Source organism: Bradyrhizobium iriomotense (assembly GCF_018129405.1).
Taxonomy (GTDB): Bacteria; Pseudomonadota; Alphaproteobacteria; order Rhizobiales; family Xanthobacteraceae; genus Bradyrhizobium; species Bradyrhizobium iriomotense_B.
Map to the genome: position 1 here is coordinate 37,889 of NZ_JAFCLP010000013.1, position 25,065 is coordinate 62,953.

Consider the following 25,065-nt stretch of genomic DNA (forward strand, 5'->3'; position numbering starts at 1 on the left):
GGAGGATAGCTTGAAGACCTGGTTCGTCAGCGGCAGCTCTCGCGGCCTTGGCCGTGCCATCACGGAAGCGGCGCTCGCCGCGGGCGACCAGGTGGTTGCCACTGCGCGGACGCTCGGACCGCTCGAATCGTTGCGGACACGTTTCGGCGAAAGACTGCGGCTCGCAACGCTCGACGTCACCGATGAGGCTGCCGCGCAGGCGGCCATCGGACTTGCCGTGACGACGTTCGGCGGCCTCGACGTGGTCGTGAACAACGCCGGCTACGGCGATCTCGGATCGGTCGAGGACACGAGCCTGGACTCGTTCCGGCGGCAGATCGAGGCCAATTTGATGGGCACTATCATCGTCACCAAGGCGGCGATTCCGGTGCTGCGCCGGCAGCGCCGCGGTCACATCATGCAAGTCTCGTCCGTCGGCGGCCGGATCGGTGCCCCGGCACGCGCGGCCTATTCGGCCGCGAAATGGGGAATCGAGGGCTTCTCGGAGTCGCTGGCGCGCGAGATGGCGCTGATCGGCGTGCATGTGACAGTCGTCGAACCCGGCGGCTTCCGGACCGGCTTTGCCCAGGCCGCGCACGCGACCGGCGAAGGGCGTCCGGAGTACGATGCCGTCGTCGGTGCTGCCGTCAGGATGCAACGCGACTATGACGGCCGCCAGCCGGGTGATCCGGCCAAGGCCGCCGGCGTGGTTCTGAAGCTCGCCGACATGGATCGTCCACCCCTGCGGATCGCGCTCGGAAGCGATGCCGTCAACGCCGTCGCCGCGACGGACAGGCTCCGTCTCGAAGAATTGGAGAAGTGGCGCGCCCTCAGCGTATCGACGGACTACTGAACGTCGGTGCGCTTCATTCCGCCGCCACCATCTGCTGCGTGCGCCACTGGCCGAGCAGGGCACGGAGCGAGGCCGGCTTCACCGGCTTGTTGAGCACCGCGATCTTTTCCTCGCGCGCGGCCTGCTGCACGGCGGGGCTGCGGTCGGCGGTGATCAGGATCGCTGGAATGGCGTCGCCAAAGCGGCGGCGGACGTCGCGGATCGCGGCGATGCCGTTGCCGCGGTCGAGGTGATAGTCGACGAGCAGGCCGGTGACGCGCTTGCCGGCAGCCTCGATCGCGGCGATCGCGGCTTCGGGATCGGCGACGGCGATCACTTCGGCGTCCCAGGCCTTCAGGAGCGTGCGCATGCCGTCGAGGATCGCGGCATCGTTCTCGATGCAGACGATCAGCGCGCCCGCGATCGGCGTGCGCGCCAGCGGCGTCGCGCTGGTGACGGCGGCCGTGAGCGTGATCGCCTTCGCCGTCGGCACCGTCACCGAGAAGACAGAGCCGCCGCCGACATTGGAGTCGATGGCGATGCTGTGGTTGAGCACGCGCGCCAGCCGCTCGACGATCGAGAGTCCGAGGCCGAGGCCGCGCGCGATCCGCGCGCCTTGCTCCAGGCGGTGGAATTCCTTGAAGATCTCGCCGCGCTTGACCGGCGGGATGCCGACGCCGGTGTCGTAGACGCAGATCTTGAGCGCGGCGCCCTGGCGGCGGCAACCGACCAGCACGCGGCCGCGCGGAGTGTATTTGATCGCGTTGGAAATCAGGTTCTGGAGCAGGCGCCGCAGCAGCAGCCGATCCGACTGCACCGGCAGCGAGCAGGGCACGAAGGCGAGATCGAGGCCCTTGGCGCGCGCGATCGGCGCGAACTCGATCTCCAGCGAGCGCATCAGGTCGGCCATCTTGAAGCTCGAGATCGAGGTCGCCATCGCGCCGGCGTCCAGCCGGGAGATGTCGAGCAGCGCGCCGAGGATCTCCTCGATCGCCTGGAGCGATTCGTCGATGTTCTCGACCAGCCGCGTCTCCTCGCCGCTGTGCTGGCGCTCGACTAGGCTGGTGACATAGAGCCGCGCCGCGTTCAGCGGCTGGAGAATGTCGTGGCTCGCGGCGGCGAGGAAGCGCGTCTTGGAGATGCTGGCATCTTCCGCCGTGCTCTTGGCGAGTGCGAGTTCCGAGTTCAGCCGGGTCAGCTCCTCGGTGCGGTCGCGCACGCGCTTTTCCAGCGTCGCGTTGGCGCGCTCCAGCGCTTCCGCCGCCTCGAAGGTCGGTGTGACGTCGGTGAAGGTGATGACGAAGCCGCCGCCGGGCATGCGGTTGGTGAGCACCTCGATCACCATGTGGCGTTCCGGCAAGCGCTCGAGATAGGGCTCGCTGTCGGTGGTATAGGCCACGAGCCGCTGCTCGATCATCGCCTCGCGGTCGGCCTGATTGTCCGGATCGCTTACGCCCAAGAATTCCAGGATTTCACGCAAGGGCGTGCCGAACTGGATGAAATGCGGGGGAACGTTGAGGAGATCGCCGAACTGCCGGTTGGAGCAGATCAGCTGCAGGTCGGCATCGAACACCGCGATGCCCTGGCGGACATGGTTGAGCGCGGTCTGGAGGATCTCGCGGTTGAAATGCAGCGCCGCATGGGAATCGTCGAGCAGTTTTAGCGCGGCTTTGGCGGAGACGGTGCGCTTGCGCAGCAGCAGCGACATCACGAGGCGCGAGGACGCAGCTCCGATCGACGAGGCGATCAGGTGCTCGGCGTGTTGCAACAGCTCGAAATCGGCGGGTGCCCCGGGCTCGAGCCGCACATTGCGCCGCGCCGAGAAGGCTTCGAATGAATGCCGGGCGCGGTCGGGCCCGAGATATTGCGCCACCGTGGTCTGGATGTCCTGCACCGTGACGGTGGTGCGCCAGCGGCGGAAATTCGGGGCGATCGGGGCGAGCGTGTTGGGCACGAACAGATCGGCCTGCACCAGCTCGATCGACGACGGCCGCCGCGCCAGCGAGAGCAGCACATAGGTGAGGATGTTGAGCGACAGCGACCAGATCACGCCGTGCATCAGCGGCGGCAGGTCGGCGCCGAACAGCGCCTGCGGCCGCAGCGCCTCGATTCCGAACGGGCCGTGCTGGAGCAGCAGGATGCCCGTCGTCGAGGAATCCATGAAGCTTGGCATGAACAGCGTGTAGAGCCACACCGCAAAGCCCACCAGCATGCCGCCGATCGCACCGCGCGCGGTCGCCCGCCGCCACAGCAGCCCGCCGAAGAAGCTCGGCGCGAGCTGGGCGATGGCGGCGAAGGAGAGCAGGCCGATCGCGACGAGCTGGGTGTTGCCGAGTGCGCGATAGTAGAAATAGGCCATTACCATGATGGCGAAGATCGCGAGCCGGCGCGAGCGCAGCAGGAAGTCGCTGAAATCGGCGCCGCCGGTGCGTCCCTCCGGCCGCCGTTGCAGCACCAGGGGTACCACGAGGTCGTTCGAGACCATGATCGAGAGCGCGACGCACTCGACGATCACCATCGCGGTCGCCGCCGACAGGCCGCCGACGAAGATGGCGACGCTGAGCAGATCCGCGCCGCCCTCCATCGGCAGCGCCAGCACGTACATGTCAGGGTCGGCTGCGCCGAACGGGAAGGTAACGAGGCCGGCGAGCGCGATCGGGATCACGAACAGATTGATGGCGACGAGGTAGAGCGGGAACAGCCAGCGCGCGCGACCGACCTCGGCATCGCTGGAATTCTCCACCACGCTGACGTGGAACTGGCGCGGCAGCAACATGATCGCGCACAGCGACAGCAGCGTCATGGTCAGGAAGTTACCGATCGACGGCGAATAGTTGATCGTGCGCACCGCCTCCGGCGTTCTCATCGCGCGTTCGATCAATTCATGCGGGGAGAACATCCAGAAGGTGACGAAGATGCCGGCGGCGAGGAAGGCGACCAGCTTGACGATGGATTCGGTCGCGACCGCCAGCATCAATCCGTGCTGGTGCTCGGTCGCGTCGGTCTGCCGCGTGCCGAACAGAACCGCGAAGGCCGCCATCGCCAGCGTCACCATCAGCGCCACGTCGCCGAGGATTGGGATGTGGGAGAAGGCCTGGTCCTCGCTCAGGATCGTCTCCAGCGAGGAGGCGACGGCCTTGAGCTGGAGCGCGATGTAGGGCACCGAGCCGATGATCGCGATCAGCGCCACGGTCGCCGCCACCGCCTGGCTCTTGCCGTAGCGCGCGCCGATGAAGTCGGCGATCGAGGTGATGTTGTGGGCTTTCGCAAGCTGGATCACGCGGCGGAGCACGCCGGCGCCAAGCCCGATCATCAGGATCGGGCCGACATAGATCGCAAGGAAGTCGGTCGAGGTGCGGGTGGCGAAGCCGACCGAGCCGAAGAAGGTCCAGGAGGTGCAGTAGATCGCCAGCGACAGCGGATAGATCAGCCCGGACGCGCGGCCGGGTCCGGCCAGCGAGCGGCGGTCGCCATGGCTCGCCACCAGGAACAGGAAGCCGATATAGCCGAAGGCGGCGGCGATCACGCCCCAGTCGTGCAGCATGGCGAGCGCGCTTCTCCCTGGGCGCCAGCGCGCCCGGCCTCATTTTCCCTGTAAATCTAGCGCGTTGCAGGGACGCAGGCGACAGCGAAATGCCGTGCCGGGGGAGGAACTGGGGTTGTCGTTAAGGTGCAAACCCCAACGTCGTCCTGGCCTAGTGCGCAATTGCGCACGGGAGCCAGGACCCATAACCACAGGACGTGGTTATGGGCACACTGGTGGCCCCAGCGAGGCGCAACAATCCGCAGTCGGGGTAATGGGTCCTGGCTTTCGCCAGGACGACAATCACTCCGCCGCCAGCGATTTCTGCTTGAGCGGCAGGCCCAGGCGGTCCCACACCTGCAGCAGGGCTTCGGCGAGCTGATCGATCAGGCCGTCATCGTGATAGGGCGAGGGCGTGATGCGCAGGCGTTCGCTGCCCTTTGGTACAGTCGGGTAGTTGATCGGCTGGATGTAGATGCCGTGCTCTTCGAGCAGGAGGTCGGAGGCCTGCTTGCACTTCTCGGGATCGCCGACGAACAGCGGCACGATGTGGGTGTCGGTCGACATCACCGGCAGGCCGGCGGCGCTAAGGATCGCCTTGACGCGGGCAGCGCGGTCCTGGTGGCGCTCGCGCTCCCAGTTCGAGGTCTTCAAATGCTTGATCGCGGCGGTCGCGGCCGAGCAGATCGCCGGCGGCAGCGCGGTGGTGAAGATGAAGCCCGGCGCGTAGGAGCGCACGGCGTCGATGATCTGGCCGTTGGCGGCGATGTAGCCGCCGAGGCAGCCGAAGGCCTTGGCCAGCGTGCCCTCGAGGATGTCGATGCGATGCATGACGCCGTCACGCTCGGCGATGCCGCCGCCGCGCGGGCCGTACATGCCGACCGCATGCACCTCGTCGACATAGGTCATCGCGCCGTATTTCTCGGCGAGATCGCAGATCCTGGCGAGCGGAGCGACGTCGCCGTCCATGGAATAGAGGCTCTCGCAGGCGATCAGCTTCGGCCGGTTCGGGCCCGCAGCCTTCAACTGCGCTTCGAGATCGGCGAGGTCGTTGTGGCGAAATACGACCCGCTCGCAGCCGGACTGGCGGATGCCCTCGATCATCGAATTGTGGTTGAGCTCGTCCGACAGGATCAGGCAGTTCGGAATGAGCTTGGCGATGGTCGCGATGCCGGTCTGGTTCGAGACATAGCCCGAGGTGAACAGCAGCGCGGCTTCCTTGCCGTGGAGATCGGCGAGCTCGGCCTCGAGCTGGACCAGCGGATGATGCGTGCCGGCGATGTTGCGGGTGCCGCCGGCGCCGGTGCCGACGCGCGTTGCGGTCTCGACCATGGCGCCGACCACCTTCGGGTGCTGGCCCATGCCGAGATAGTCGTTCGAGCACCAGATCACGACGTCGCGCTTGCCCTTGGGAGAATGCCAGACGGCATGCGGGAACCGGCCCGCCGTGCGCTCGAGATCGGCAAACACGCGATAGCGTCGCTCGGAGTGGAGACGATCGAGGGCGGAATTGAAGAACTGGCTGTAATCCATCGGCAAAACCTAAGACGGAACCTGACCAAGGGGCGGCATCTTCTTAGAGCTTTTCCAGCTCCAATGTCTATGCGCTATCCCACATCTGGCCCTGGTGGGCATTTGGGCAAAATGCCCTATCGTGCGATTTGAAACTTGATCCCGATCAAGTTCGGGCGAGAGGTAACAATGCTGCTTTGCAGCATCCGCCGGGGTGCGGGTCTGGCCGGCCCTGGTCTTCCTTCGCGGCTCGGCACGCGCTTTCCTTGACCGCGGCCGCCGGCTTTACCCGCTCCGATTCCCGCAGCACATGCGCCGTTGGCCCGGCGCGCATGCTCGAACCAGGCCTTCGAAAGGACCTCTCCATGAAGCGCGTGATGATCCTCAACGGTCCCAACCTCAACATGCTCGGCATCCGCGAGCCGCACATCTACGGCACGACGACGCTCGCAGAGGTCAACGCGAGCTGCGAGGACGCCGCCACCAAGCTCGGCCTCAAGCTCGCCTTCCACCAGTCCAACCATGAGGGCGTGCTCGTCGATTTGATCCAGTCGGCGCGGCAGGATGCCGATGCCATCGTCATCAATCCGGCGGGCCTGTCCTTCACCTCGGTCTCGATCATGGACGCCATCAAGACGTTCGAGGGCCCGGTGCTGGAGGTGCACATCTCCAACATCCACGCCCGCGACGAATATCACCGGCACTCCAAGATCTCGTTCGTGGCAACGGGCGTGATCTGCGGGCTGGGGCCGTTCGGTTACATCGCAGCGCTGCACGCGATCGCAAATATGAAGTGAGTTGCTAGCCGCGGCGAAGGTCTGCTCCCTCGCCCCGCTTGCGGGGAGAGGGTTGGGGTGAGGGGGACTCTCGGCGGGGACGGTGAGAGTTGGACTCGCGGAGAGTCCCCCTCACCCGGTCGCTTCGCGACCGACCTCTCCCCGCAAGCGGGGCGAGGTGAAGCACCACTCACGTCGTCCGGAACTGCAGCACGCCGTCCTTCGTCTCGGCCGTCAGCCGGCCCTCGACGATCATGTAGTTGACGTGGGCGACCAGCTCGCCGGCGGCAAAACCCATCTGGTGTTCGTCCAGCACGTGCTTGTTGAACACCACCGGCACCAGTTCTCGCGAGGTCTTCGGCTGCTCGCGGCAGGCGTCCGCAATCAGGCGGCAACGCTCCTCGTGGTGGTCGGCGAGCTGCTTGATGCGGGTCTTGAGGCCGTAGAACGGCACACCGTGGCCGGGCAGCACCAAGAGGTCATAGGGCAGGGTGGTGGTGAGGCTGGCGAGCGAGGCCAGATATTCGCCGAGCGAATTCTGGTCGGGCTCGACCGCCCACACGCTGACATTCGGCGAGATCTTGCTCAGCACCTGGTCGGCGGAGAGGAACAGCTTGTCGTCGGCGCAATACAGCATCACCTGGTCGAGCGCGTGTCCGCCGCCAGTGATCACCTTGAAGCGGCGCGGGCCGATCACGATCTCGTCGCCATGCGAGATGCGGCGGTAGGACGGCGGCAGCACCGACACCTGTTTGAGATAATCCTGGCCGCGGCCGAGCAGCTTTTCGGTCAGCGACTCGTCCATGCCGTGACGGCGGAAGAACAGCCGCTGCGCGTTGCGACGCTCCTCGGTGCCGCGGTTCTGGTGATAGACCGATTGCAGATATTCGACCTGCGACATCACCAGCGGGCAGTTGAAGCGCTCCACGATCCAGCCCGCGAGCCCGACATGATCGGGGTGCGAATGGGTGACGATCAGGCGCGTGATGTTGACGCCCTTCAGCGGACCATCGAACAGCTTCGTCCAGGCCTCGATCGTCTCCTCGTTGCCGAAGCCGGCATCAACCATCGCATAGCCGTCGCCGTCGGCGAGCAGATAGATGTTCACGTGATTGAGGCGGAACGGCAGTTTCAGCCGCGCCCACAACACGCCGGGCCTGACCTCCACGACCTCCTCATGGCCGGGATGCTGTTCCCAGGGATAGCGCAGGGCCTCGGCCGAGGACTGCACGGTGTCGGTTTTCGAATGCATGCACTATCGGTACCTGCACATGGGGCGGGACGCCAGCCGAAAAAGGACAGGCCGTGGTCTCCGCATGGCGGTCATACCGGCCGTTTTTCCGTAGCCCGGATGGAGCACAGCGCAATCCGGGACTTTCTCTCGTGTGGGACCATCCCCGGATTACGCTGCGCTCCATCCGGGCTACGGGGCCGCGGGCTGGCGTCCTTACGCCGCCCGCATGTTGTTGAGGAACGCGTCGATCTCTCCGCGCAGCATGTCGGCTTCGCGGCGGAGCGCGTCGGAGGCACCCAGCACCTCGCTTGCCGCTGCGCCGGCCTCCGCAGAGGCGGTAGAGACGCCGACGATGTTGCTGGAGACCTCGCTGGTGCCGCCGGCCGCATGCTGGATGTTGCGGGCGATCTCGCGGGTGGCCGCGCCCTGTTCCTCGACCGCGGCTGCGATCGTGGTGGTGACGTCGTTGATCTCGCCGATGATCCGGCCGATGCCCTGGATGGCGCCGACTGCGGAGGTCGTGACCTGTTGCATGCTGGCGATCTGGGTGCGGATCTCCTCCGTCGCCTTGGCAGTCTGGCTCGCGAGGCTCTTCACCTCGGAGGCGACCACCGCAAAACCGCGGCCGGCCTCGCCCGCGCGGGCGGCCTCGATGGTGGCGTTCAGCGCGAGCAAATTGGTCTGCGAGGCGATGGTCTGGATCAGGTCGACGACGACGCTGATGCGGCTGGCGCTGTCGGCGAGGCTCTGCACCGTGGTGTCGGTGGCGCCGGCCTCGTCGACCGCCTTCTTGGCGATCGCGGCCGAGGTCACCACCTGCTTGCTGATCTCCTCGATCGAGGACGACAGCTGCTCGGTGCCTGACGACACCGTCTGCACGTTGACCGAGGTCTCTTCCGCGGCGGAGGCGACCGCGTTCACCAGCGCGTTGGACTGGTCGGCGGTGGTCGACATGCTCTGCGCGGTCGACTGCATCGAATTGGCCGATTGCGCCAGATTGTCGAGCGCGGTGCGCACGGTGCCCTCGAACTCGGCGATCCTGGCTTCCATGCGCGCGGCCCGCTCGGCCTTGGCGGCGCGGTCCTTGTCCTGCTCGCCGGCGAGCGCGCGGGCCTCGACCATGCTGTCGCGGAATACGGTCAGCGTGTCGGTCATGGCGCCGATCTCGTCATTGTGCTTCGAGCGCGCGATCTCGGTGTCGAGGTCGCCGGCCGAGAGCTGCTGCATGGCGCGCTGGAGACCGGTGATCCGGCGCAGGATGTTGCGGCCGACATAGAGCCAGACGAACAAGGCCGAGCCGACCAGCATCAGCGCGCCCAGCGCCAGCATGACCGTTGTGGCGAGCGAAATCTCCTGCCGCGCCTGGAAGGTCGAGACGTTGGTCTCCTTCTGCACGCCGTCGACGAGCTGCTGCACGCTGATGCCGAGGCCGACATTGAGCTTGCGCGTCTCGTCCAGGATGGTCTGGCCGTAGTCGATGGAGTCGAGCTCCTTCTCACGCAGATTGAACACGCCGGTCTTGCCGGTGCCGAGCGCGAGCAGCTTTTCCGCCGTCGCGCGCAGCATCTTGTTGCCCTCATTGTCCGGCAGCAGATCGAGGTTCGACCGCAGGCGTCCCTGGGCGGTCTTGAACTCCTTCTGGATGTCGTCGAGCTTGTCGCTCGTGTTCGCCGACAGCGCCGCGCTCATGTCGGCGGCTGCGAGATTGCCGCTGGCGACGACGTTGCCGAGCTGGCCGACGGTCTGCGCGGCATCGGTGGCATCTTCGGCCGACAGGTTTGCCGAGCCGAGAATGGCGTTGACCCGGGTCTGCGCGTCCAGCATCGCCGGACTGGCCGCGCCGACGAACGCGCCCTGGGCGCTACGCAGCGCGTCATATTGCTTGTCATGGAGGGCCGCGATGTCCAGCCGTTCGCGGGCGGCCTTGGCCAGGCTCTGCGCCGCCTCGTTGATGCTCTTCATCGTCTCGCTGAGTCCGGCGACGACGGCCTTGTCGCCGCCGAGCTCGATGATCTCGTTGAGCTTCTGCTGCGTCTGCTCCTGCAATTCCCTGAGCTTCTTGGTGCGCTCGTTCAGGGCTTCCTCGCTTTGAGCCGCCAGCAGGGCCGGTCCCTGTGCTGCGAGGCTCGCGCTGAGAGCCGACAATTGCAGGCTCGCGGCAAGGCGCGGAATGTCCCGCCCGCTCAGTTCAATCATACGTCCGCCGAGATTCTGCAGCGCCAGGCCGGCGCCGGCTGCGATCACGAGGCCCATGCCCGCGATCACCGCGAACGCCGTGAACAAGCTTCCGCGCACGCCCCATTGTGGCTTTTTGAAACGAGGCTTGAATCGACCAAGCAAACGGCCAGCGCCCAGACGGATCGCCATCGAAATTCCCCCACGCTCTTGCTTCTGTTTTGTGGCGGGCAGTATCGGCAGGGCCGGTTAAAAAATCGCAATTGGTGCAATTGCTTGCATTTGGTTCCGCACAGCGAAAAAAAGAAGGGCCGGCGAGATCGCCGGCCCTTGGTCAGGATAAGATCTTGCTAACCGATCAGTAGCGCGCGACCGCCGGGCTCGCCCAGTTGAAGCGGTAGTTGAGGCCGGCCTTGACCGTGTGGTCGTCGGTGGTGAAGCTGCCGGTGCCCGCCAGCGGACCGCCGGTGAAGCTCGCGTCGCCGAAATTGTAGTACTGGTACTCGGCCTTGGCCGACCAGTTCGGGGCGAACATGTATTCGAGGCCGGCGCCGACGGTGTAGCCGTTGCGGTGATCGCCGGTGATGACGAAAGCGGTCGGCACGCCGCCGACGGTCACCTTCTCGTTGTTGTCGGAATAGGCGTAGCCGCCCTTCACGTAGACGAGGCCGGGGCCCCAGGTGTAGCCGACGCGGCCGGTGATCGAGCCGAGGCCACGCTGGTCGTTGGTGTAGGCGACGCCGCCCGGGAACACCGCACCGACGCTGCCGGACAGCCAGGAGTACTGGCCTTCGACGCCGACCACGAAGTTCGGGTTGAACTGCCAGTCCGCACCGACCTGCACGCCGCCGAGGAAACGGCCGTTGCCGTTGTTGCCGGTGGAGAGACCGTTGAAATTGTTGTCGCTGGAGAAGGCGCCGCCGAGATGGCCACCGACGTAGAAACCGGTCCAGTTGTAGATCGGCGCGACGTAGGCCGGCGCCGGCGTCTTGTAGTAGTTGCGGTTGCCGAGATCGGCACCGAGCGCCGGCGCGGCAGCGCCCGCCACCAGCAGCGCCACGGTCGCAAACAGAATCTTCTTCATCGTCTTGAACTCCAACACGTAAGGTCCCCGGCTGGCGCGCTTTCCGCGCCGTCGTTGGTTTTGCAGATAGCTCGCTTTTGATGATAATGCTGTCACAACCGTGGCACAGCGGCAGCCAACCTAACTTATTGGGCTGCAATTGATTTTTGTGCTTAATGCCAGCTTAAGAAATGCTGAAGGAAGGCTTAATTCCGCGGCTGCCGGCAAGCTTGCGCGCGTCTTCCGTTAACCAAGACGCCGCAGCACCTCGTCGCGCATCTGCGCGCGGAACGCCGCGCGCCTGGCCGGCCGATCCTCCTCGCGCACGTCGTGGCGATCGAAGATGTCGAACTTCTCCAGGATCGGATAGCGCTCGCTCGCCATCGCGAGCACGCGCAGCACCTTGGTCGCCGACGGGCTCGGGCCGCTCACCTCCCAGCGCCGGATGGTGTCGGCCCCGCCCTTCTCCGGCAAGCCGCAGAGCTTGGCCATATCGGCTGCCGTCAGCTTGCGCTCGATGACGTCGGAAAGGTCGCTGCGAAGCTGCTTCAGTTCGGGGCCGGTCATGTCACTCGCGTCCAGGAGGTCATTCAGGCAATGCACTAGCGCTGATTCGGGTCCATCCGAAGGCGGCGCGCCGCGCTGCGGCACCTTCGCGCGCGCACGGAGTTATGAACGACAGGCCTATGGAAATTGTCCGATGCATGATCAGATGAGCAAAGGGGCATCCCAACGACGGAGGGATCAGCCATGACCAGCATCAGGCTCGCCATCGCCGCATTCATCACTGCCGGACTGCTCGCTGCGCCCTTCGCGGCCGAAGCGAAGAAGGCCCGCTCGAGCCGACATTATTACAACACAAGCGTGGTGGGTCCGACCTATAGCGGTGCCGGCGCGCCAATTGCACAGCCCAGGGCGGCTTACGGCTCGTCGGGACAGACGGTCGGCACGGTCACGGCGCCGTCGATCGGGTCGTACAATTGGCCGTCGGTCGGGGTGACCAACGCCGTTCCGACCTGGAGCAACACCACGAGATAAGCGCGCCTGTGCGGGTCAGCGCGTCCCGGTCGCGAGGTCCGAGAGCAGGTACAGCGCGATCAGCAATGTTGCGACCGACAGCATCGTCGTGACCGAGACCGTGGCCGCGACAAGCTTCTCCTCGACCTTGTGCTCGTGCGCCAGCACGTACACGGTCTTCGCCGTCGGCACGGCCGCGCATATCACGGCGGCGACGGTGTAGAGCGCGTTGAGGCCGGTGATCACACAAAGTCCGTAGACGATCAGCGGCATGGCCACGAGCTTCACGGCCGCGAGCGCGAACGAGGCCTTCAGGCTGGAGCGCAGGCCTTCGACCGACAGGCCGAGCCCGATGGCAAACAGTGCGCAGGGCGTCAGCGCGGCGGCGATCATGTTGAGATAGGCGGCGACCGGCGCCGGAATCGGCAGGCCCGTGATCGCCCAGACGAGACCGATAAGCGTCGACAGTACCATCGGATTGAGCAGGATCTGCTTCGCGAGGCCCGCGGACTGCGCGGACGACCCGCGCGCGTCCCTTTCCAGCAGGATGACCGTGATGGGAAACATCACGGCCGCGACGAACACCGTCGCCACCGCAGCCGGCAGCACGGCGGGCTGGCCGTAGATCGCGTGCAGGATCGGCAGCGCCACGAAGCCGGTATTGGTCATCGCCGCCGCCATGCCATGGATCGTGCTGCTGGCGAGATCATGCTTTCCGCCGGCGCGGACCGCCAGGAAGACCAGGGCAAAGCAGATGAGGGAGCCGCCGCCGAACGCGAGCAGAAAGCGCCATTCCAGCAGATTGCGCGCCGGCTCCTGCGCGATCGTGACGACCAGCAGCGCAGGCATTGCCACGTTGTAGGCGAAGTGCACCAGCGCGTCGGCCAGCGATCGCGAGAGATAGCCGAACTCGCCGGCCAGCCAGCCGGTGACGATGATCGCGAAAACGGGAAGAACGAGGCTCGCGACTTCCATCCGGCTTCCCCCTTGCTGCCAATGGCCGCAACAAGAGGTTACCCCGGCGATGGAGTGCCGTCACTGCCTTGCGTGAGCTGCTTCCGGCTCGAAAGTGGTAGCGGGGCGCCGGCCTAGATCCCGCGGCCGGTCTGTTGACCGATCACGCAGCGCCATGCCGCCAGGCGCTCGGCCGGATGCTGGTTCATCCATTCGGCGAGCTGCGGCGCGCCCATCAGGCAGGACTGCACCGAGACTTGCGCGAAGTCCGAGGTGGTGACGATCTGCTCGTGGCAATTGGTCGGAGAGGCGAGACTGCAGAGCACGGCAATGATCTTGATCACGACAGATTACCCCCCTCGCGGCCGATGAACGGCCGACCGATCGCCGGCTTTCCCCGCCCCTCATTGGCCGGATCAGCCGGCGGGAAGATGCTGTCGTAGATGGCGCGTGCCTCCGCGATGAGGCGTGCTCGCTCGCGCTCGGACTTGGAGACAAATCGAATAACTTCGCCCATGTTGGCTCCGAATATCGGTGTGTGAGTCCGTCATGAGATGACGTCGATCATTCAATGGATAGCTATGGTGCCGCCTTCGGCTTTGAAGCGGCGGGCCGATCACGACCGGATAAAAAGCGTGTGACCGCGCTCCGAAGAACCCAACTTCCCGGAGTGTCTCACACGCTGGGTTGTGAAGCCGTTCACCACGTCACGTTCGTTGTACGGATCTCGCCGGCGCGCGAACGATTGCTGGTGTCAGCCTACCCCTTGCTGCCATCAGCAAGGATCGTCCACGAAGCAAATGCTGCTCGATCGAATATGTTTCGATTCCTGCAGCGTGCAAGTTTTTGGAACGATCACGAAGATTGACGAACGATGACAAGCCGCCTCAGGCCGCCGGTGCGCGCTCCTTCCGCCCCGGCACCGCCGCCAGCAGCTCACGCGTATATTCATGCTCGGGCGCGGCGAAGAGCTGCGCGGTCGGCTTCAGCTCGACGATGGCGCCGCGCTGCATCACCGCGATGCGGTCGCAGATTTGCGCAGCGACGCGCAGATCGTGGGTGATGAACAGCATCGACAGGCCGAGGCGCGCCTTGAGGTCTTCGAGCAGCTTCAACACCTGCGCCTGTACGGAGACGTCGAGCGCCGAGACGGCTTCGTCCGCGACGATGATCTCCGGCTCGAGCGCGAGCGCGCGGGCAATGCCGATGCGCTGGCGCTGGCCGCCGGAGAATTCGTGCGGATAGCGTTCGAGTGCGCCGGCATCCAGGCCGACCATCTTCAAGAGGTCGCGGGCGCGGTCGAACGCCACCCTCGGATCGGTACCGGCAGCGATCGGGCCGTCGGCGATGATGTGGCCGATCTTGCGCCGCGGATTGAGCGAGGCGAACGGATCCTGAAAGATCATCTGGATGCGATGGCGCTCGGCGCGCAGCGCCTTGCCCGAAAGCTGCGTGAGATCGGTCTCGCCGATCCGCACCGTGCCGCGGTCGGCTTCGATCAGCCGCATGACGAGGCGCGCCACCGACGACTTGCCGGAGCCGGATTCGCCGACGAGGCCGAGCGTCTCGCCCTTGAGGATGTTGAAATTGACCGCGCGCGCCGCATCGACGCGGCGGTCCTCGCGAAACCAGCCACCTGACGTGACATAGGTCTTGTCCAGCCCGATCACCTCGACGGCCCTGGCCTGATCGTCGAGGGGGCTGCGCGCCGGTGGATCCATCGACGGCACGGCGGCGAGCAATGCCTTGGTGTAGTCGTGCTGCGGCTTGCTGAAGACGGTGGCGGCGGGACCTTCCTCGACGACCTTGCCGTGGCGGAGCACCACGACCTGGTCGGCGATGTCGGCGACGACACCGAAATCATGGGTGATGAACATCACCGCCATGTTGCGGTTGCGCTGGAGGTTGCGGATCAGCTTCAGGATTTGCGCCTGCGTGGTGACGTCGAGCGCAGTGGTCGGCTCGTCCGCGACCAGCACGGCCGGCTCGAGCGCGAGCGCCATCGCGATCATGGCGCGCTGGCGCTGGCCGCCGGAGAGCTGGTGCGGATAGGCGCGCACGATTCTTTCAGGGTCGGGCAGGCCGACCTCGCGCGCCAGCGCCAGGGCTCGCGCACGCCGCTCCTTCGGCGTCAGCAGGCCGTGCGCCTCGAACATCTCTGCCATCTGGTCGCCGATCCGCATCAACGGATTGAGCGCGGTCATCGGCTCCTGGAAGATCATCGCCAGCCTGCGGCCGCGCAGATCGCGCCAGCCGTCGTCGTCGAGCTTGAGCAGATCGCGGCCTTCGAACTGGATCTCGCCGGAGGCGACCGACACCGTATCCGGCAACAGGCCCATCAGCGCATGCGCGCACATCGACTTGCCGGAGCCGGATTCGCCGACGACGCAGACGATCTTGCCGGGCCGCAGGTCGAGCGAGACGCCGTCGACGGCGAAGGGACGCTCGGCGCCCTTGGGGAGCGCGATCCTGAGGTTCTTGATCGAGACTGCGGGAGGAGCGGTCATCATCAGCGGCCCTCCCGCGACAGGCGCGGATTGAGCGCGTCATTGAGGCCTTCGCCGATCAGGTTCAGGCCGAGCACCGAGATCAGGATGGCGACGCCGGGGAATACGGTGATCCACCAGGCCTGCCGGATCACAGTGCGGCCGGCGCCGACCATGTAGCCCCATGAGATCAGATTGGGATCGCCGAGGCCGAGGAACGCCAGCGAGGATTCCAGCAGGATCGCGGTCGCCACCATCAGCGAGGCCAGCACGATCACCGGCGACAGCGCGTTGGGCAGGATCTCGCGCAGGATGATCCAGCTGTTGCTCTGGCCGGTCACGACGGCGGCCTGGACATATTCGCGCGTGCGCAGCGACAGCACCTCGCCGCGCACGAGGCGCGCGACCGGCGGCCAGCTCACCACCGCGATCGAGGCCACGATCGAATAGATCGAAGGCTGCAGGATCGCGACCAGCACGATGGCGAGCGCGAAGCTCGGGATGGTCTGGAAGAATTCGGTGAAGCGCATCAGGGCGTCGTCGACCTTGCCGCCGAAATAGCCGGCCATGGCGCCGATGGGAACGCCGACGACCAGCGCGACGAGCGTGGAGACGAGGCCAACAAGGAGGGACACGCGTGCGCCGAAGATCATGCCGGCGAACACGTCGCGGCCGAGCGCGTCGGTGCCGAGCGGCACGGTCGAGAGCGTAAAGGGCGGCAGGAACGGCCGCTGCACCATGCGCCAGGGCGAGTTCGGGAACAGCATCGGCCCGAATACCGCGACCGAGATCGCGAGCAGGAGGATGATGAGGCCGATGACGCCGCTGGGGCTCTTCAGCATCGCTTTCCAGAACTGTTTCATGTGGCGTATTCGATGCGCGGATCGACCAGGCGATAGACGAGGTCGGTGATGAGGTTGAAGATCAGGACCATGGCCGAGCAGATCACGAACACGCCGAGCAGCAGATTGTAGTCGCGCTGCAGCAGCGCGTCGTACATCAGCCGCCCGATGCCCGGCCAGGCGAACACGGTCTCGGTGATGACCGCGCCGCCGATCAGCGTGCCGGAATGCACGCCGGCGAGCGTCACGACCGGCAGCAGCGCGTTGCGCAGCACGTGGCGACGCTGGATCACGGCATCGGAGAGGCCCTTGGCGCGCGCGGTCTTGACGAAGTCGAGCCGCTTCACCTCCAGCATCGAGGCGCGCGTCATGCGGGTGTAGGTCGCCATGAAGAACAGGCCGAGCGTCATCGCCGGCATGATCAGGTGCTTTGCGACGTCGACCGCATGGGCAAGGCCCGTGAGGTTGGCGCCGACCGTCTCGTAACCGAAGCTCGGCAGCCAATCCATGGTGACCGAGAACAGCAGGATGCCCATCAGCGCCACCCAGAAGATCGGCATGGCGTAGAAGATCAGCGCGAACACGGTGATGCCGGTGTCGAGAAAGGTTCCGGCAAAGCGCGCGGCGAAGGTGCCGAACAGGATGCCGAGCGCAAGTGAGATCGCGAAGGCGGTCAGCGTCAGCAGCAGCGTCGCCGGCAGCCGTTCGCCGATCAGCTTGGCGACCGGCGCCTGCTGGCGGAAGGAGAAGCCGAGGTCGAGGGTTGCGACGCCCTTGACGTAGATGAAGAGCTGCTCGGGCAGCGGCTTGTCGAGGCCGAACTTCTCTCGGAGCTGCTTGACGAAGACCTGGTCACTGGCGCCGGCCTCGCCCGCCATCACGATCGCGGGGTCGCCCGGCGCGAGCCGGATCAGGAAGAAATTGAGGACGACGATCGCGAGCAGGACGATCACGCCCTTCACGATACGCTGAGCGACGAAGGAGAGCATCTAGTGAGTCATATTGGTGATGTGACCTGGAGCCACGGAGACGGAGTGACTCCCTCGCCCCGCTTGCGGGGAGAGGGTTGGGGTGAGGGGGACTCTCCGCGAGCGTATCAGCAGTTGGACTCGTGGAGACTCCCCCTCACCCGAATGTGCGCTATGCGCACATTCGACCTCTCCCCGCAGGCGGGGAGAGGTGAAGAAGGAAGGGCTCACTTGTCGAGCCATGCGTCCTTGAAGCCGTCATTGACCCCGATCCCCGTGGTGATCAGGTTCTTGACCTTGCAGCGCGTGATGGTCGGGAATTGCAGCTCCAGCATCCAGGCCACCGGCACGTCCTCGACCAGGATCTTCTGCGCCTTGTCGTAGATCTCCTTGCGCTTGGAATCCGGGGTTGCGGTCGCGCCGTCGGCGAACAGCTTGTCGATCTCCGGGTTGGAGTAGCCCTCGACGTTGTTGAAGACCTGCCCCTTGGCGATGTTGCTGGAGATATAATTGCGGCCGACGCCGAGCGCGGGATCGCCATACTGGTAGAGATAGGTGAAGGCGATGTCGTAGTCCCAGTCGCCGATCTTCTGGTTGCCGCCGGCAACGTCGGTGGCGATCGTCTCGATGTTCATGCCGACGTCCTGAAGGTTCTGCTTCACCGCCTCACCCCAGCGCTGCCACGTCTCGCCATAGGCGAGCGGCAGGAGGCGGATCTTCTCGCCCTTGTAGCCGGCTTCCTTCAGCAGCGCCTTGGCCTTGGCCGGATTGTAAGGGTATTTCGGCACGTCATCGGTGTAGAACTTGATGGTCGAGGCGGACGGGCCGGTCGCAACCTTGCCGAGTCCGTTCCAGATCACGTCCTTGGCGAAATCGCGGTCGATCGCATACATGATCGCCTGCCGCACCCGCTTGTCGGCGAGCGGACCCTGGCGGTTGTTCAGCCATAGCCAGGCCAGCGGCGAGAAGAACTCCCAGCCGGCGCCGGTGACGCAGGTGTCCTTCAGCTTGGAGAGCCGCGGCACGTCGAAGTTCTCGACCGAGCCGCCGGGCAGCACGTCGACCTTGCCGGTCTCATAGGCCACCGAGCGCGCGGCGGCGTCGGGGATGATCTGCCAGTAGATCTCGTCGATATAGGGCTTGCCCTTCTCGTGATAGTTCGGGTTCTTGACCAGGCGGATGAACGAGCCCTTCTGCCACTCCTTGAACATGAAGGGGCCGGTGCCGACGGGCGCGTTGTTGTAGGGGTTGGTCTTCCAGTCGGTGCCTTCATAGAGATGTTTCGGCACCATCGGCATCGAGCCGACCTCGAAGATGCCGAGGAACGGGCCGAACGGCTGCTTCAGCGTGAAGACCACGGTATAGTCGTCCGGCGTCTCGATCTTGTCGACTTGCGCCAAATTGGTGCGGGCACGCGCATGCGTCTGCTTCAGCATCTCCATCGAGAACAGGACGTCGGCGGCGGTGAAGGGCTTGCCGTCATGCCAGGTCACGCCCTTCTTGAGCTTGAAGGTGTAGGTCTTGGCGTCCTCGCTGACGCTCCAGCTTTCGGCAAGTTCCGGCAGCGGCTCGAGCTTCGGGCTGTAGCGCAGCAGGCCCTCGAAGATGTTGCCCGAGACCATCTGGGTCGGGCCGTTCTGGACCTGCGCAAGCATCAGGCCGGGCGGCTCGGGCTGGATCACGGCATTGATCACGCCCCCCGTTTTCGGCTCTTGCGCCAGCGCCGGGGCCGTGAGGCCGCAAGCGAGGAGGAGACCAAGCAACACTCGTTTTGGCATATCGTATCTTTCTCAAGCGCGGCCAGCCGCAAACGCTTCGCGACGTCCTCGCGCGCAAAGCGACGGCCGGCCCTTCCCAGTCCCCATCCGGTTTCGAGGCTCACACAGTCTCATTCGGCGCCGCAAGATGAAAGTCTCGACAGGGTTCGCACAAAAAATGTACAGCGCGTCCTGTTTTCACTTGATTCATTGGCGTGTCACGGAGACAAGTCCGCCATGGACAATGCCACGCGCTCCGAACGGTCCCGCAACGCTGCGCTCGAAGCGGCCATCGCCATCATCGCGCGCGACGGGCCCGGCCGGCTGACGCTCGATGCGATCGCGCGTGAGAGCGGCCTCAGCAAGGGCGGGGTGATGCACCAGTTCCGCACCAAAGAGGCGGTGCTGAAGGCATTGCTCGAGCGGCAGATGGCGCATTTCGAGGAGTTCTCGACCCATTATATGGCGAAGGTGCGCGCGACCTCGGCAAATCCCAATCTGGCGACCCAGCTTGCCACGATCAGGGAAGCGGCGACCTCACCGAATTCCGCCGCGCTGGCCCTGGTTGCGGCCATGGTTGAAAATCCCAACCTGATGGCGTTGCCGCGCGAACTCGAGACGAAGCGGATGGCGGCGATCAGGGAAGAGGCTGCCGACCCTGATCTCGCGATGCTGCGCTGGGCAGGAGCGCTCGGACTGCTGTTGAGTTCGCTGTTTGGCATGTCGCCGCTCAGCAGCGAGGAGCACCAGCGATTGTTCGCGCGCTTGCTCGACGATGCGCAGTGGACCGGCCTCGAACAGCCGGCGACGAAGCGTGCTGCAAAATCGGGAGCGGCATCGGCGGCAAAGGCTGCAACCCCGCGCAAGCGCGCCTGATTCAGCGTTAACGAATTCCAACCGGACGCTGCCTAATGCCGCGCCTGCGGCCAAATGCGTCAGGTCGCCGTTTTGAGACTTTACAAACCAACTGGTCGGTTTTATAAGTGGAAACACTGAGACGGCCCAGGGCATCCGAAAAGGCCCCGGACGATGCCCTTGGGCCGGCAATGGTGAGCGCCGCAGCCGTGTCTGGTCCCAAGCGCGGCTGCGGTCGTCACCGCATCTTTAAAGGTTGGCCTTCCAAAGAAGCCGCAAGAGGAGTCTGGAATGGATCGCTCGATCGCCCTGCGCGGTCTGGGAACGCTGGTGCTTTGCCTCACCTCAGCCGGCTGTGCCTCGGTCGCGCCCGTGCCCTATTCGGAGATGGCGTCCTCGGCCTACATGGCTCCGGACAAGTCGGATAGCTCCGGCCGCGTGCCCTACCGCTATTCCACGCCGGTCGATTGGCGCTCCTATAATAAAGTGATCCTCGATCCCGTCGTGGTCTACCGCGGCAGGGATCACCAGTTCGGCGACATGTCCGACAAGGACAAGGCGACGCTCGCCGCCTACATGCAGAACTGTTTCGGCGATCGGCTGCGCGGCCGCTTCGCGCTGGTGCGCGAGCGCGGGCCGAACACGCTGCGGATCAGGCTGACGCTGACCGGCGCCGTCACCAACACACCGGTGCTCGGCACGCTCTCCCGCTTCGACATGGCCGGCGCGGTCTACAACGGCGTGCAGGCGGCCCGCGACGGCGAGGGCATGTTGACCGGCTCGGTCATCTACGGCGTCGAGATATTCGATGCTTCGACCTCGCGCCTGCTCTCGGCCTACGTCACCAAGCAATACCCCGGCGCCTACGACATCAAGGCCAGCGTCGGCGCGCTCGCGGCCGCCACCGCCGGCCTCGACAAGGGCGCCGACGCGCTGATGGCGCAACTGAACTGACGCGGTACCCCGCTCAACGAAAGGCATGCAGATGAACCTTCTCCTTCGCTTCGTGCTGCGCGTGGCGATTACCGTCGTGATGATGATCATCGGTGGCCGCGCCGGCGCGGCCACCCCGACCGATCCCAGCGGCACATGGCTCGTCGAGGACGGTCGCGCCCGCATCCGCCTCGAGCGCTGCGGTCCGGCGCGCGACCGCATCTGCGGCTTCATCGTCTGGATGAAGGAGCCGGCCGACAAGCGCGGCCAGCCCTATCGCGACAAGGAAAATCCCGATGCCGACAAGCGCGCCCGCACGCTGCTCGGTCACCAGCTCATCATGGGCCTGCAGGCGACGCCCGAGGGTCGGTTTGCCGGCGACATCTACAATGCCGAGGATGGCAAGTTCTACTCGGTCTCGCTTTGGCGCGATTCGGCCGATCGCTTGAAGCTGAAAGGCTGCCTCATCAAATTCCTGTGCCAGACTCAGACCTGGCAGCAGACCCTCGACGTTCTGCCCGGTCAGCTCGTCGGCCTGACCGGCGATCTCAATGGCCCACGCGCCGACAAGGAGTGGGCGGCGGCGCCGGCACCGAAGCCGATCCAGGTCAAAGCGAAGTAGCCGTCAGGGCGTCCGCAGCGCCCGTCGCAATTCGTCGAGCGCGTCTGCCAGCTGCTCGCGATGCGCGATGTCGTCCTTTGGCATGGCGGCGACGCTGCAAGCGAGCTCCCGCAGGATGCCGGCGAGCAGTCCGAAATTGATGTGCAGATGCACCGATTTGCGTTCGTCGGCCGCGCCCGGATGCTGCAGCACGAGCGCAACGCCGCTGCCGTCGAGTCGCGCCTCGAAGCGGGATGAATGCTCGAAGGTGCCGACATAGAACTTGTCGGGATATTCGAGCGCGACCTCTGCCTTGTCGGGGACCGGCCTGGACATGTGAGCCTCATCGATACCAAGCCATTGTGGCCTGGAATAAACCCGGCCGCCTTGCGATAGGTCAGAGGCGAGGGCGGCGCCCGAATTTGATCCGGATCAAAGCCCGGCAGGCGCTTCTGCGATCCAATAGCAACTGGCGGGATGTCGTGTTGCGCGTCCTGGTTCTTGCAGACGTGAGACGATCGATGGACATGCACGCCGTGAATATCGCTGCGGGCGACGACAGCGGACCCGATGTCGCCGGACCGGAGGTGGATGAGGGCATGCAGCACTGTCTGCAATTGCTCGTCGATGCCGGCCTGCGGCCGACCCGCCAGCGCGTGGCGCTCGGCCAGTTGCTGTTCCTGCGCGGTCACCGTCACGTCACCGCGGAGAGCCTTTATGAAGAGGCGATGGCCGCGAACGCCTATCTGTCGCTCGCGACCGTCTACAACACCCTGAACCAGTTCACGGAAGCCGGCCTGTTGCGCCGGATCGCGGCCGACGGCATCAAGTCGTTCTTCGATACCGACACATCGGTGCATCCGCACTTCTACCTCGAAGGCGAGGATGTGCTGGTCGACGTCGCCGACGGCCTCGCCTTCACCAGGATGCCCGAGGCGCTTCCCGGCCACGAGATCGCGCGGCTCGACGTCATCGTCCATCTGCGCCGGAAGAGCGTGGCGTAGCACCGCCTCACCGCAAGCCCGCCCGCCGGAATCCCTCCAGATAGTGCTCGCGATCGGCGTCGCAGGCCCACGGCAGTTGCGTCGCGATCCACTGCAGCGAGATGCCCGGCTGGGTGCGGCGGAGCTCGCCGAGTGCCATCTCCGCAAGCGCGCGATCGCCGCTCATGCCGGCCGAAACGGCGAGAACGCGGTAGGCGCCGGTGAGGTCGCCGCGATGGCGGATCGCCTCGCGCGCCAGCGCGATGGCTTCGTCATACTGCCGCTCGGTGAAGCGCGCATAGGCCGCGATGCCGTGATAGATCGCCAGCGACGGATCGCGCGGTGAGAGCCGGATCGCCTTCTGCGCCGCCGCAAACGCCTCCTTCGACCGTCCGGCATAGGACAGCGCCAGCGCGTGGTAGCCTTGCGCCAGAGAGAAGTTCGGATTGAGCACGAGGGCCTGCTCGAACTCGGACAACGCGTCCGCAAGCCTGCGGGTCGAGAAGTAGACGCTGCCGAGCGCGGCATGCGCCCAGGCATCCTCATGGTCGCAGCGCACCGCTTTGAGCGCGGCGGCTTCCGCGGCCGGGGCCACCGCGGCCAGCTCGGCCCAGCCGAGATGCACGCCGAACATGTCATTCACGGCCAGCAGCGACAGCGCCTGGCCGTAATTCGGATCGATTGCGATCGCGCGCTCGAGCAGCGCCTTCGCGGCCTCGTGGTCCTGCCGGGTGACACGCCAGTAATGCGACAGCGCGCGCATCAAGAGGTCCCAGGCGTCCAGGCTCGCGGGCGGCTTGCGATGGCTGCGAAAATTCTCCGCGGCGTGGATCTGCGGCTCGATCGCCGCGACGATCGCGTTGGTGATCTCGTCCTGCACGGTGAAGACGTCGACCAGCTCGCGGTCGTAGCGCTCGGCCCAGAGATGGCTGCCTGACGTGGCATCGTTCAGCTGCGCGGTGATGCGCACCCGGTTGTCCGCCTTGCGCACGCTGCCTTCGACGATGTAGCGGACGCCGAGCTCCTCGGCGATTTGCCTGATATGGACGGCCCGGCCCTTGTAGGTGAAGGACGAGTTGCGGGCGATCACCATGAACCAGCGCTGCTTCGACAGCGCGGTAAGAATGTCCTCGCTGATCCCGTCGCCAAAATAGTCCTGTGCGGGATCGCCGCTCATGTTCTCGAAGGCGAGCACGGCGATCGCCGGGCGGTCCGTCGCTGCGCGCACCGTTGCGGGTTCGGCGGGTGTCGGCGCGGCTGCCACGTCTTCCCGGACATCGCCGACGAAACGGAAGCCCTTGCGCGGAATGGTCTTGATCAGCCGCTGGGTCGCGCCGTCGTCGCCCAGCGCCTTGCGCGCGGCGTTGATGCGGCTGTTCAGGGCGGAATCCGAGACGATGCGGTCGCTCCAGATCTGGCTGATCAGGTCATCCTTGCTGACCACCCGGGCGCGCTCCGCGACGAGGTAAAGCAGGAGATCGAACACCTGCGGCTGCAACGACACGGCCACTCCGGCGCAGGTCAATTCGCGCAGATCGCCGTCCAGCACGTTGTTTTCAAAGCAAAATCGCACGTTTCTGTCGTCTCAAGCAAAAATCAAAGTCGTCTCAGGCGAAAATCAACCCTCCGCGAAAGCCGGGGGACGTCCGATCCGGCATGGTGCGAAGACCAAACAGTGCCGATGCCTCGGCACAACGGAGCGTTCTATGACCCAACTTGATCACCAGGTTCATTCCATCGGCCCGGAGGTTGCGGGCTCACGCATTTTCAAGTTCATCGCCTTTCTGTACGGAATTGCGGCATATCTCGTCTTTTTCGTCACCATTCTCTACGCCATCGGCTTCGTCATGGGGGTGATGGTGCCGAAGACCATCGACACCGGAGCAGAAGCGCCCGTCGTTCGCGCGGTCATCATCAATCTGCTGCTGATGTCGCTGTTTGCGGTTCAACACAGCGTGATGGCGCGACAACAATTCAAGGCGTGGTGGACGCAGTTCGTCCCCAAGCCGGTCGAGCGCTCGACCTACGTGTTGTTCGCGAGCCTGTCGTTGCTCCTCCTGTTCTGGCAGTGGCGTCCGCTGCCCGCGGTCATATGGGAGGTCGAGAACCCCGATCTTGCCGTGACGGTGGTCACGCTGTCCTTTGCGGGCTGGGTGCTGGTCTTCACCTCGACCTTCATCATCAACCATTTCGAATTGTTCGGCCTGTCTCAGGTGGCCGATCATCTCGTCGGCAGGGAAGCCGCACCGCCGCGTTTCAAGACGCCGCTGCTCTACAAGTTCGTCCGTCATCCGATCTATCTCGGTTTCATCATCGCGTTCTGGGCGGCGCCGGTCATGACTGTGGGACATCTGCTGTTCGCGGCCGTGACCACGCTCTACATCTTCGTCGGCATCGCGCTGGAGGAGCACGACCTCGTCGATCTCTTCGGCGACGAGTACCGGCAGTACAAACAACGGGTGTCGATGCTTATTCCCTGGCGCAGATCAGTATAGTCTTCGCCTCGCGCCATGCGTCCACCGAAAGGAGGACGCGTGGCGCCCCGACACGCGATATCGATCCTTCATCATGGAGA

Annotated in this window: 23 protein-coding genes; 8 read left to right on the top strand and 15 right to left on the bottom strand. The window is 65.3% G+C overall.

Annotated elements, in window-relative coordinates; genetic code table 11:
* The first annotated feature begins 10 nt into the window (after positions 1-10).
* The gene (locus tag JQ592_RS24375) at positions 11-832 is read left to right on the top strand and encodes an SDR family NAD(P)-dependent oxidoreductase (RefSeq protein ID WP_211405319.1); all 822 of its coding nucleotides are present in this window, start codon (positions 11-13) and stop codon (positions 830-832) included.
* A gap of 13 nt (positions 833-845) precedes the next feature.
* Here the strand turns inward: JQ592_RS24375 and JQ592_RS24380 are convergent, their stop codons facing one another.
* Entirely contained in the window at positions 846-4,355 is a 3,510-nt protein-coding gene (locus JQ592_RS24380; RefSeq protein WP_211405320.1) for a PAS domain-containing hybrid sensor histidine kinase/response regulator, read from the bottom strand.
* Positions 4,356-4,637: 282 nt separating this feature from the next.
* Positions 4,638-5,867: a 5-aminolevulinate synthase gene (gene hemA, locus JQ592_RS24385; RefSeq protein WP_211405321.1), complete on the bottom strand. Its 1,230-nt coding sequence runs from the start codon at positions 5,865-5,867 to the stop codon at positions 4,638-4,640.
* A 344-nt stretch (positions 5,868-6,211) separates the two neighbouring features.
* Between hemA and aroQ the strand changes: the two genes are divergently transcribed.
* Positions 6,212-6,643, top strand: a complete 432-nt coding sequence (aroQ, locus tag JQ592_RS24390) for a type II 3-dehydroquinate dehydratase (protein ID WP_211405322.1) — start codon at positions 6,212-6,214, stop codon at positions 6,641-6,643.
* Between the two features lie 169 nt (positions 6,644-6,812).
* On the opposite strand, the gene JQ592_RS24395 is transcribed toward aroQ, so the two are convergent.
* The 4 genes from JQ592_RS24395 to JQ592_RS24410 form a co-directional block, all read right to left on the bottom strand.
* Positions 6,813-7,874 carry an MBL fold metallo-hydrolase gene (locus JQ592_RS24395; RefSeq protein ID WP_211405323.1) on the bottom strand — a complete coding sequence of 354 codons (1,062 nt, stop codon included), beginning with the start codon at positions 7,872-7,874 and terminating at the stop codon, positions 6,813-6,815.
* A gap of 195 nt (positions 7,875-8,069) precedes the next feature.
* Entirely contained in the window at positions 8,070-10,223 is a 2,154-nt protein-coding gene (locus JQ592_RS24400) for a methyl-accepting chemotaxis protein (RefSeq protein WP_211405324.1), read from the bottom strand.
* 166 nt (positions 10,224-10,389) lie between these two features.
* Positions 10,390-11,115 carry an outer membrane protein gene (locus JQ592_RS24405; RefSeq protein WP_211405325.1) on the bottom strand — a complete coding sequence of 242 codons (726 nt, stop codon included), beginning with the start codon at positions 11,113-11,115 and terminating at the stop codon, positions 10,390-10,392.
* A gap of 225 nt (positions 11,116-11,340) precedes the next feature.
* Positions 11,341-11,661, bottom strand: a complete 321-nt coding sequence (locus tag JQ592_RS24410; protein ID WP_211405326.1) for a hypothetical protein — start codon at positions 11,659-11,661, stop codon at positions 11,341-11,343.
* 183 nt (positions 11,662-11,844) lie between these two features.
* On the opposite strand from JQ592_RS24410, the gene JQ592_RS24415 reads away from it, so the two are divergent.
* Complete coding sequence (locus JQ592_RS24415) at positions 11,845-12,132, top strand: hypothetical protein (protein WP_211405327.1); 288 nt, start codon at positions 11,845-11,847, stop codon at positions 12,130-12,132.
* A gap of 15 nt (positions 12,133-12,147) precedes the next feature.
* On the opposite strand, the gene JQ592_RS24420 is transcribed toward JQ592_RS24415, so the two are convergent.
* The 7 genes from JQ592_RS24420 to JQ592_RS24450 form a co-directional block, all read right to left on the bottom strand.
* Entirely contained in the window at positions 12,148-13,086 is a 939-nt protein-coding gene (locus JQ592_RS24420) for an AEC family transporter (RefSeq protein ID WP_211405328.1), read from the bottom strand.
* 113 nt (positions 13,087-13,199) lie between these two features.
* Positions 13,200-13,409 carry a hypothetical protein gene (locus JQ592_RS24425; RefSeq protein ID WP_183246088.1) on the bottom strand — a complete coding sequence of 70 codons (210 nt, stop codon included), beginning with the start codon at positions 13,407-13,409 and terminating at the stop codon, positions 13,200-13,202.
* The gene (locus tag JQ592_RS24430; protein ID WP_211405329.1) at positions 13,406-13,582 is read right to left on the bottom strand and encodes a hypothetical protein; all 177 of its coding nucleotides are present in this window, start codon (positions 13,580-13,582) and stop codon (positions 13,406-13,408) included. Before JQ592_RS24430 ends, JQ592_RS24425 begins: the two co-directional genes overlap by 4 nt.
* 370 nt (positions 13,583-13,952) lie before the next feature.
* Complete coding sequence (locus JQ592_RS24435; protein ID WP_211405456.1) at positions 13,953-15,572, bottom strand: ABC transporter ATP-binding protein; 1,620 nt, start codon at positions 15,570-15,572, stop codon at positions 13,953-13,955.
* 2 nt (positions 15,573-15,574) lie between these two features.
* Positions 15,575-16,414 (bottom strand): ABC transporter permease, encoded by an 840-nt coding sequence (locus tag JQ592_RS24440; protein WP_211405330.1) that lies wholly within the window; start codon positions 16,412-16,414, stop codon positions 15,575-15,577.
* Positions 16,411-17,382 carry an ABC transporter permease gene (locus JQ592_RS24445; RefSeq protein WP_211405331.1) on the bottom strand — a complete coding sequence of 324 codons (972 nt, stop codon included), beginning with the start codon at positions 17,380-17,382 and terminating at the stop codon, positions 16,411-16,413. Before JQ592_RS24445 ends, JQ592_RS24440 begins: the two co-directional genes overlap by 4 nt.
* Positions 17,383-17,588: 206 nt before the next feature.
* On the bottom strand, positions 17,589-19,139 hold the full coding sequence (locus JQ592_RS24450; RefSeq protein WP_211405332.1) for an ABC transporter substrate-binding protein: 1,551 nt from the start codon (positions 19,137-19,139) through the stop codon (positions 17,589-17,591).
* A gap of 216 nt (positions 19,140-19,355) precedes the next feature.
* Between JQ592_RS24450 and JQ592_RS24455 the strand changes: the two genes are divergently transcribed.
* From JQ592_RS24455 to JQ592_RS24465, 3 genes are all read left to right on the top strand, one after another.
* Positions 19,356-19,994 carry a TetR/AcrR family transcriptional regulator gene (locus JQ592_RS24455; RefSeq protein ID WP_211405333.1) on the top strand — a complete coding sequence of 213 codons (639 nt, stop codon included), beginning with the start codon at positions 19,356-19,358 and terminating at the stop codon, positions 19,992-19,994.
* Positions 19,995-20,264: 270 nt separating this feature from the next.
* Positions 20,265-20,927 carry a DUF3313 domain-containing protein gene (locus JQ592_RS24460; protein WP_211405334.1) on the top strand — a complete coding sequence of 221 codons (663 nt, stop codon included), beginning with the start codon at positions 20,265-20,267 and terminating at the stop codon, positions 20,925-20,927.
* A 31-nt stretch (positions 20,928-20,958) separates the two neighbouring features.
* A complete protein-coding gene (locus JQ592_RS24465; protein ID WP_211405335.1) occupies positions 20,959-21,528 on the top strand; it encodes a DUF2147 domain-containing protein in 570 nt (189 codons plus the stop codon).
* 3 nt (positions 21,529-21,531) lie between these two features.
* Here JQ592_RS24465 and JQ592_RS24470 read toward each other — a convergent pair whose 3' ends face one another.
* Positions 21,532-21,843 carry a hypothetical protein gene (locus JQ592_RS24470; protein WP_211405336.1) on the bottom strand — a complete coding sequence of 104 codons (312 nt, stop codon included), beginning with the start codon at positions 21,841-21,843 and terminating at the stop codon, positions 21,532-21,534.
* A gap of 185 nt (positions 21,844-22,028) precedes the next feature.
* On the opposite strand from JQ592_RS24470, the gene irr reads away from it, so the two are divergent.
* A complete protein-coding gene (irr, locus tag JQ592_RS24475; RefSeq protein WP_283816169.1) occupies positions 22,029-22,511 on the top strand; it encodes a Fur family transcriptional regulator Irr in 483 nt (160 codons plus the stop codon).
* A gap of 7 nt (positions 22,512-22,518) precedes the next feature.
* On the opposite strand, the gene JQ592_RS24480 is transcribed toward irr, so the two are convergent.
* Complete coding sequence (locus tag JQ592_RS24480) at positions 22,519-24,063, bottom strand: winged helix-turn-helix domain-containing tetratricopeptide repeat protein (protein ID WP_211405337.1); 1,545 nt, start codon at positions 24,061-24,063, stop codon at positions 22,519-22,521.
* Positions 24,064-24,196: 133 nt separating this feature from the next.
* Between JQ592_RS24480 and mddA the strand changes: the two genes are divergently transcribed.
* The gene (gene mddA / locus JQ592_RS24485) at positions 24,197-24,985 is read left to right on the top strand and encodes a methanethiol S-methyltransferase (RefSeq protein WP_211405338.1); all 789 of its coding nucleotides are present in this window, start codon (positions 24,197-24,199) and stop codon (positions 24,983-24,985) included.
* Positions 24,986-25,065: the final 80 nt, after the last annotated feature.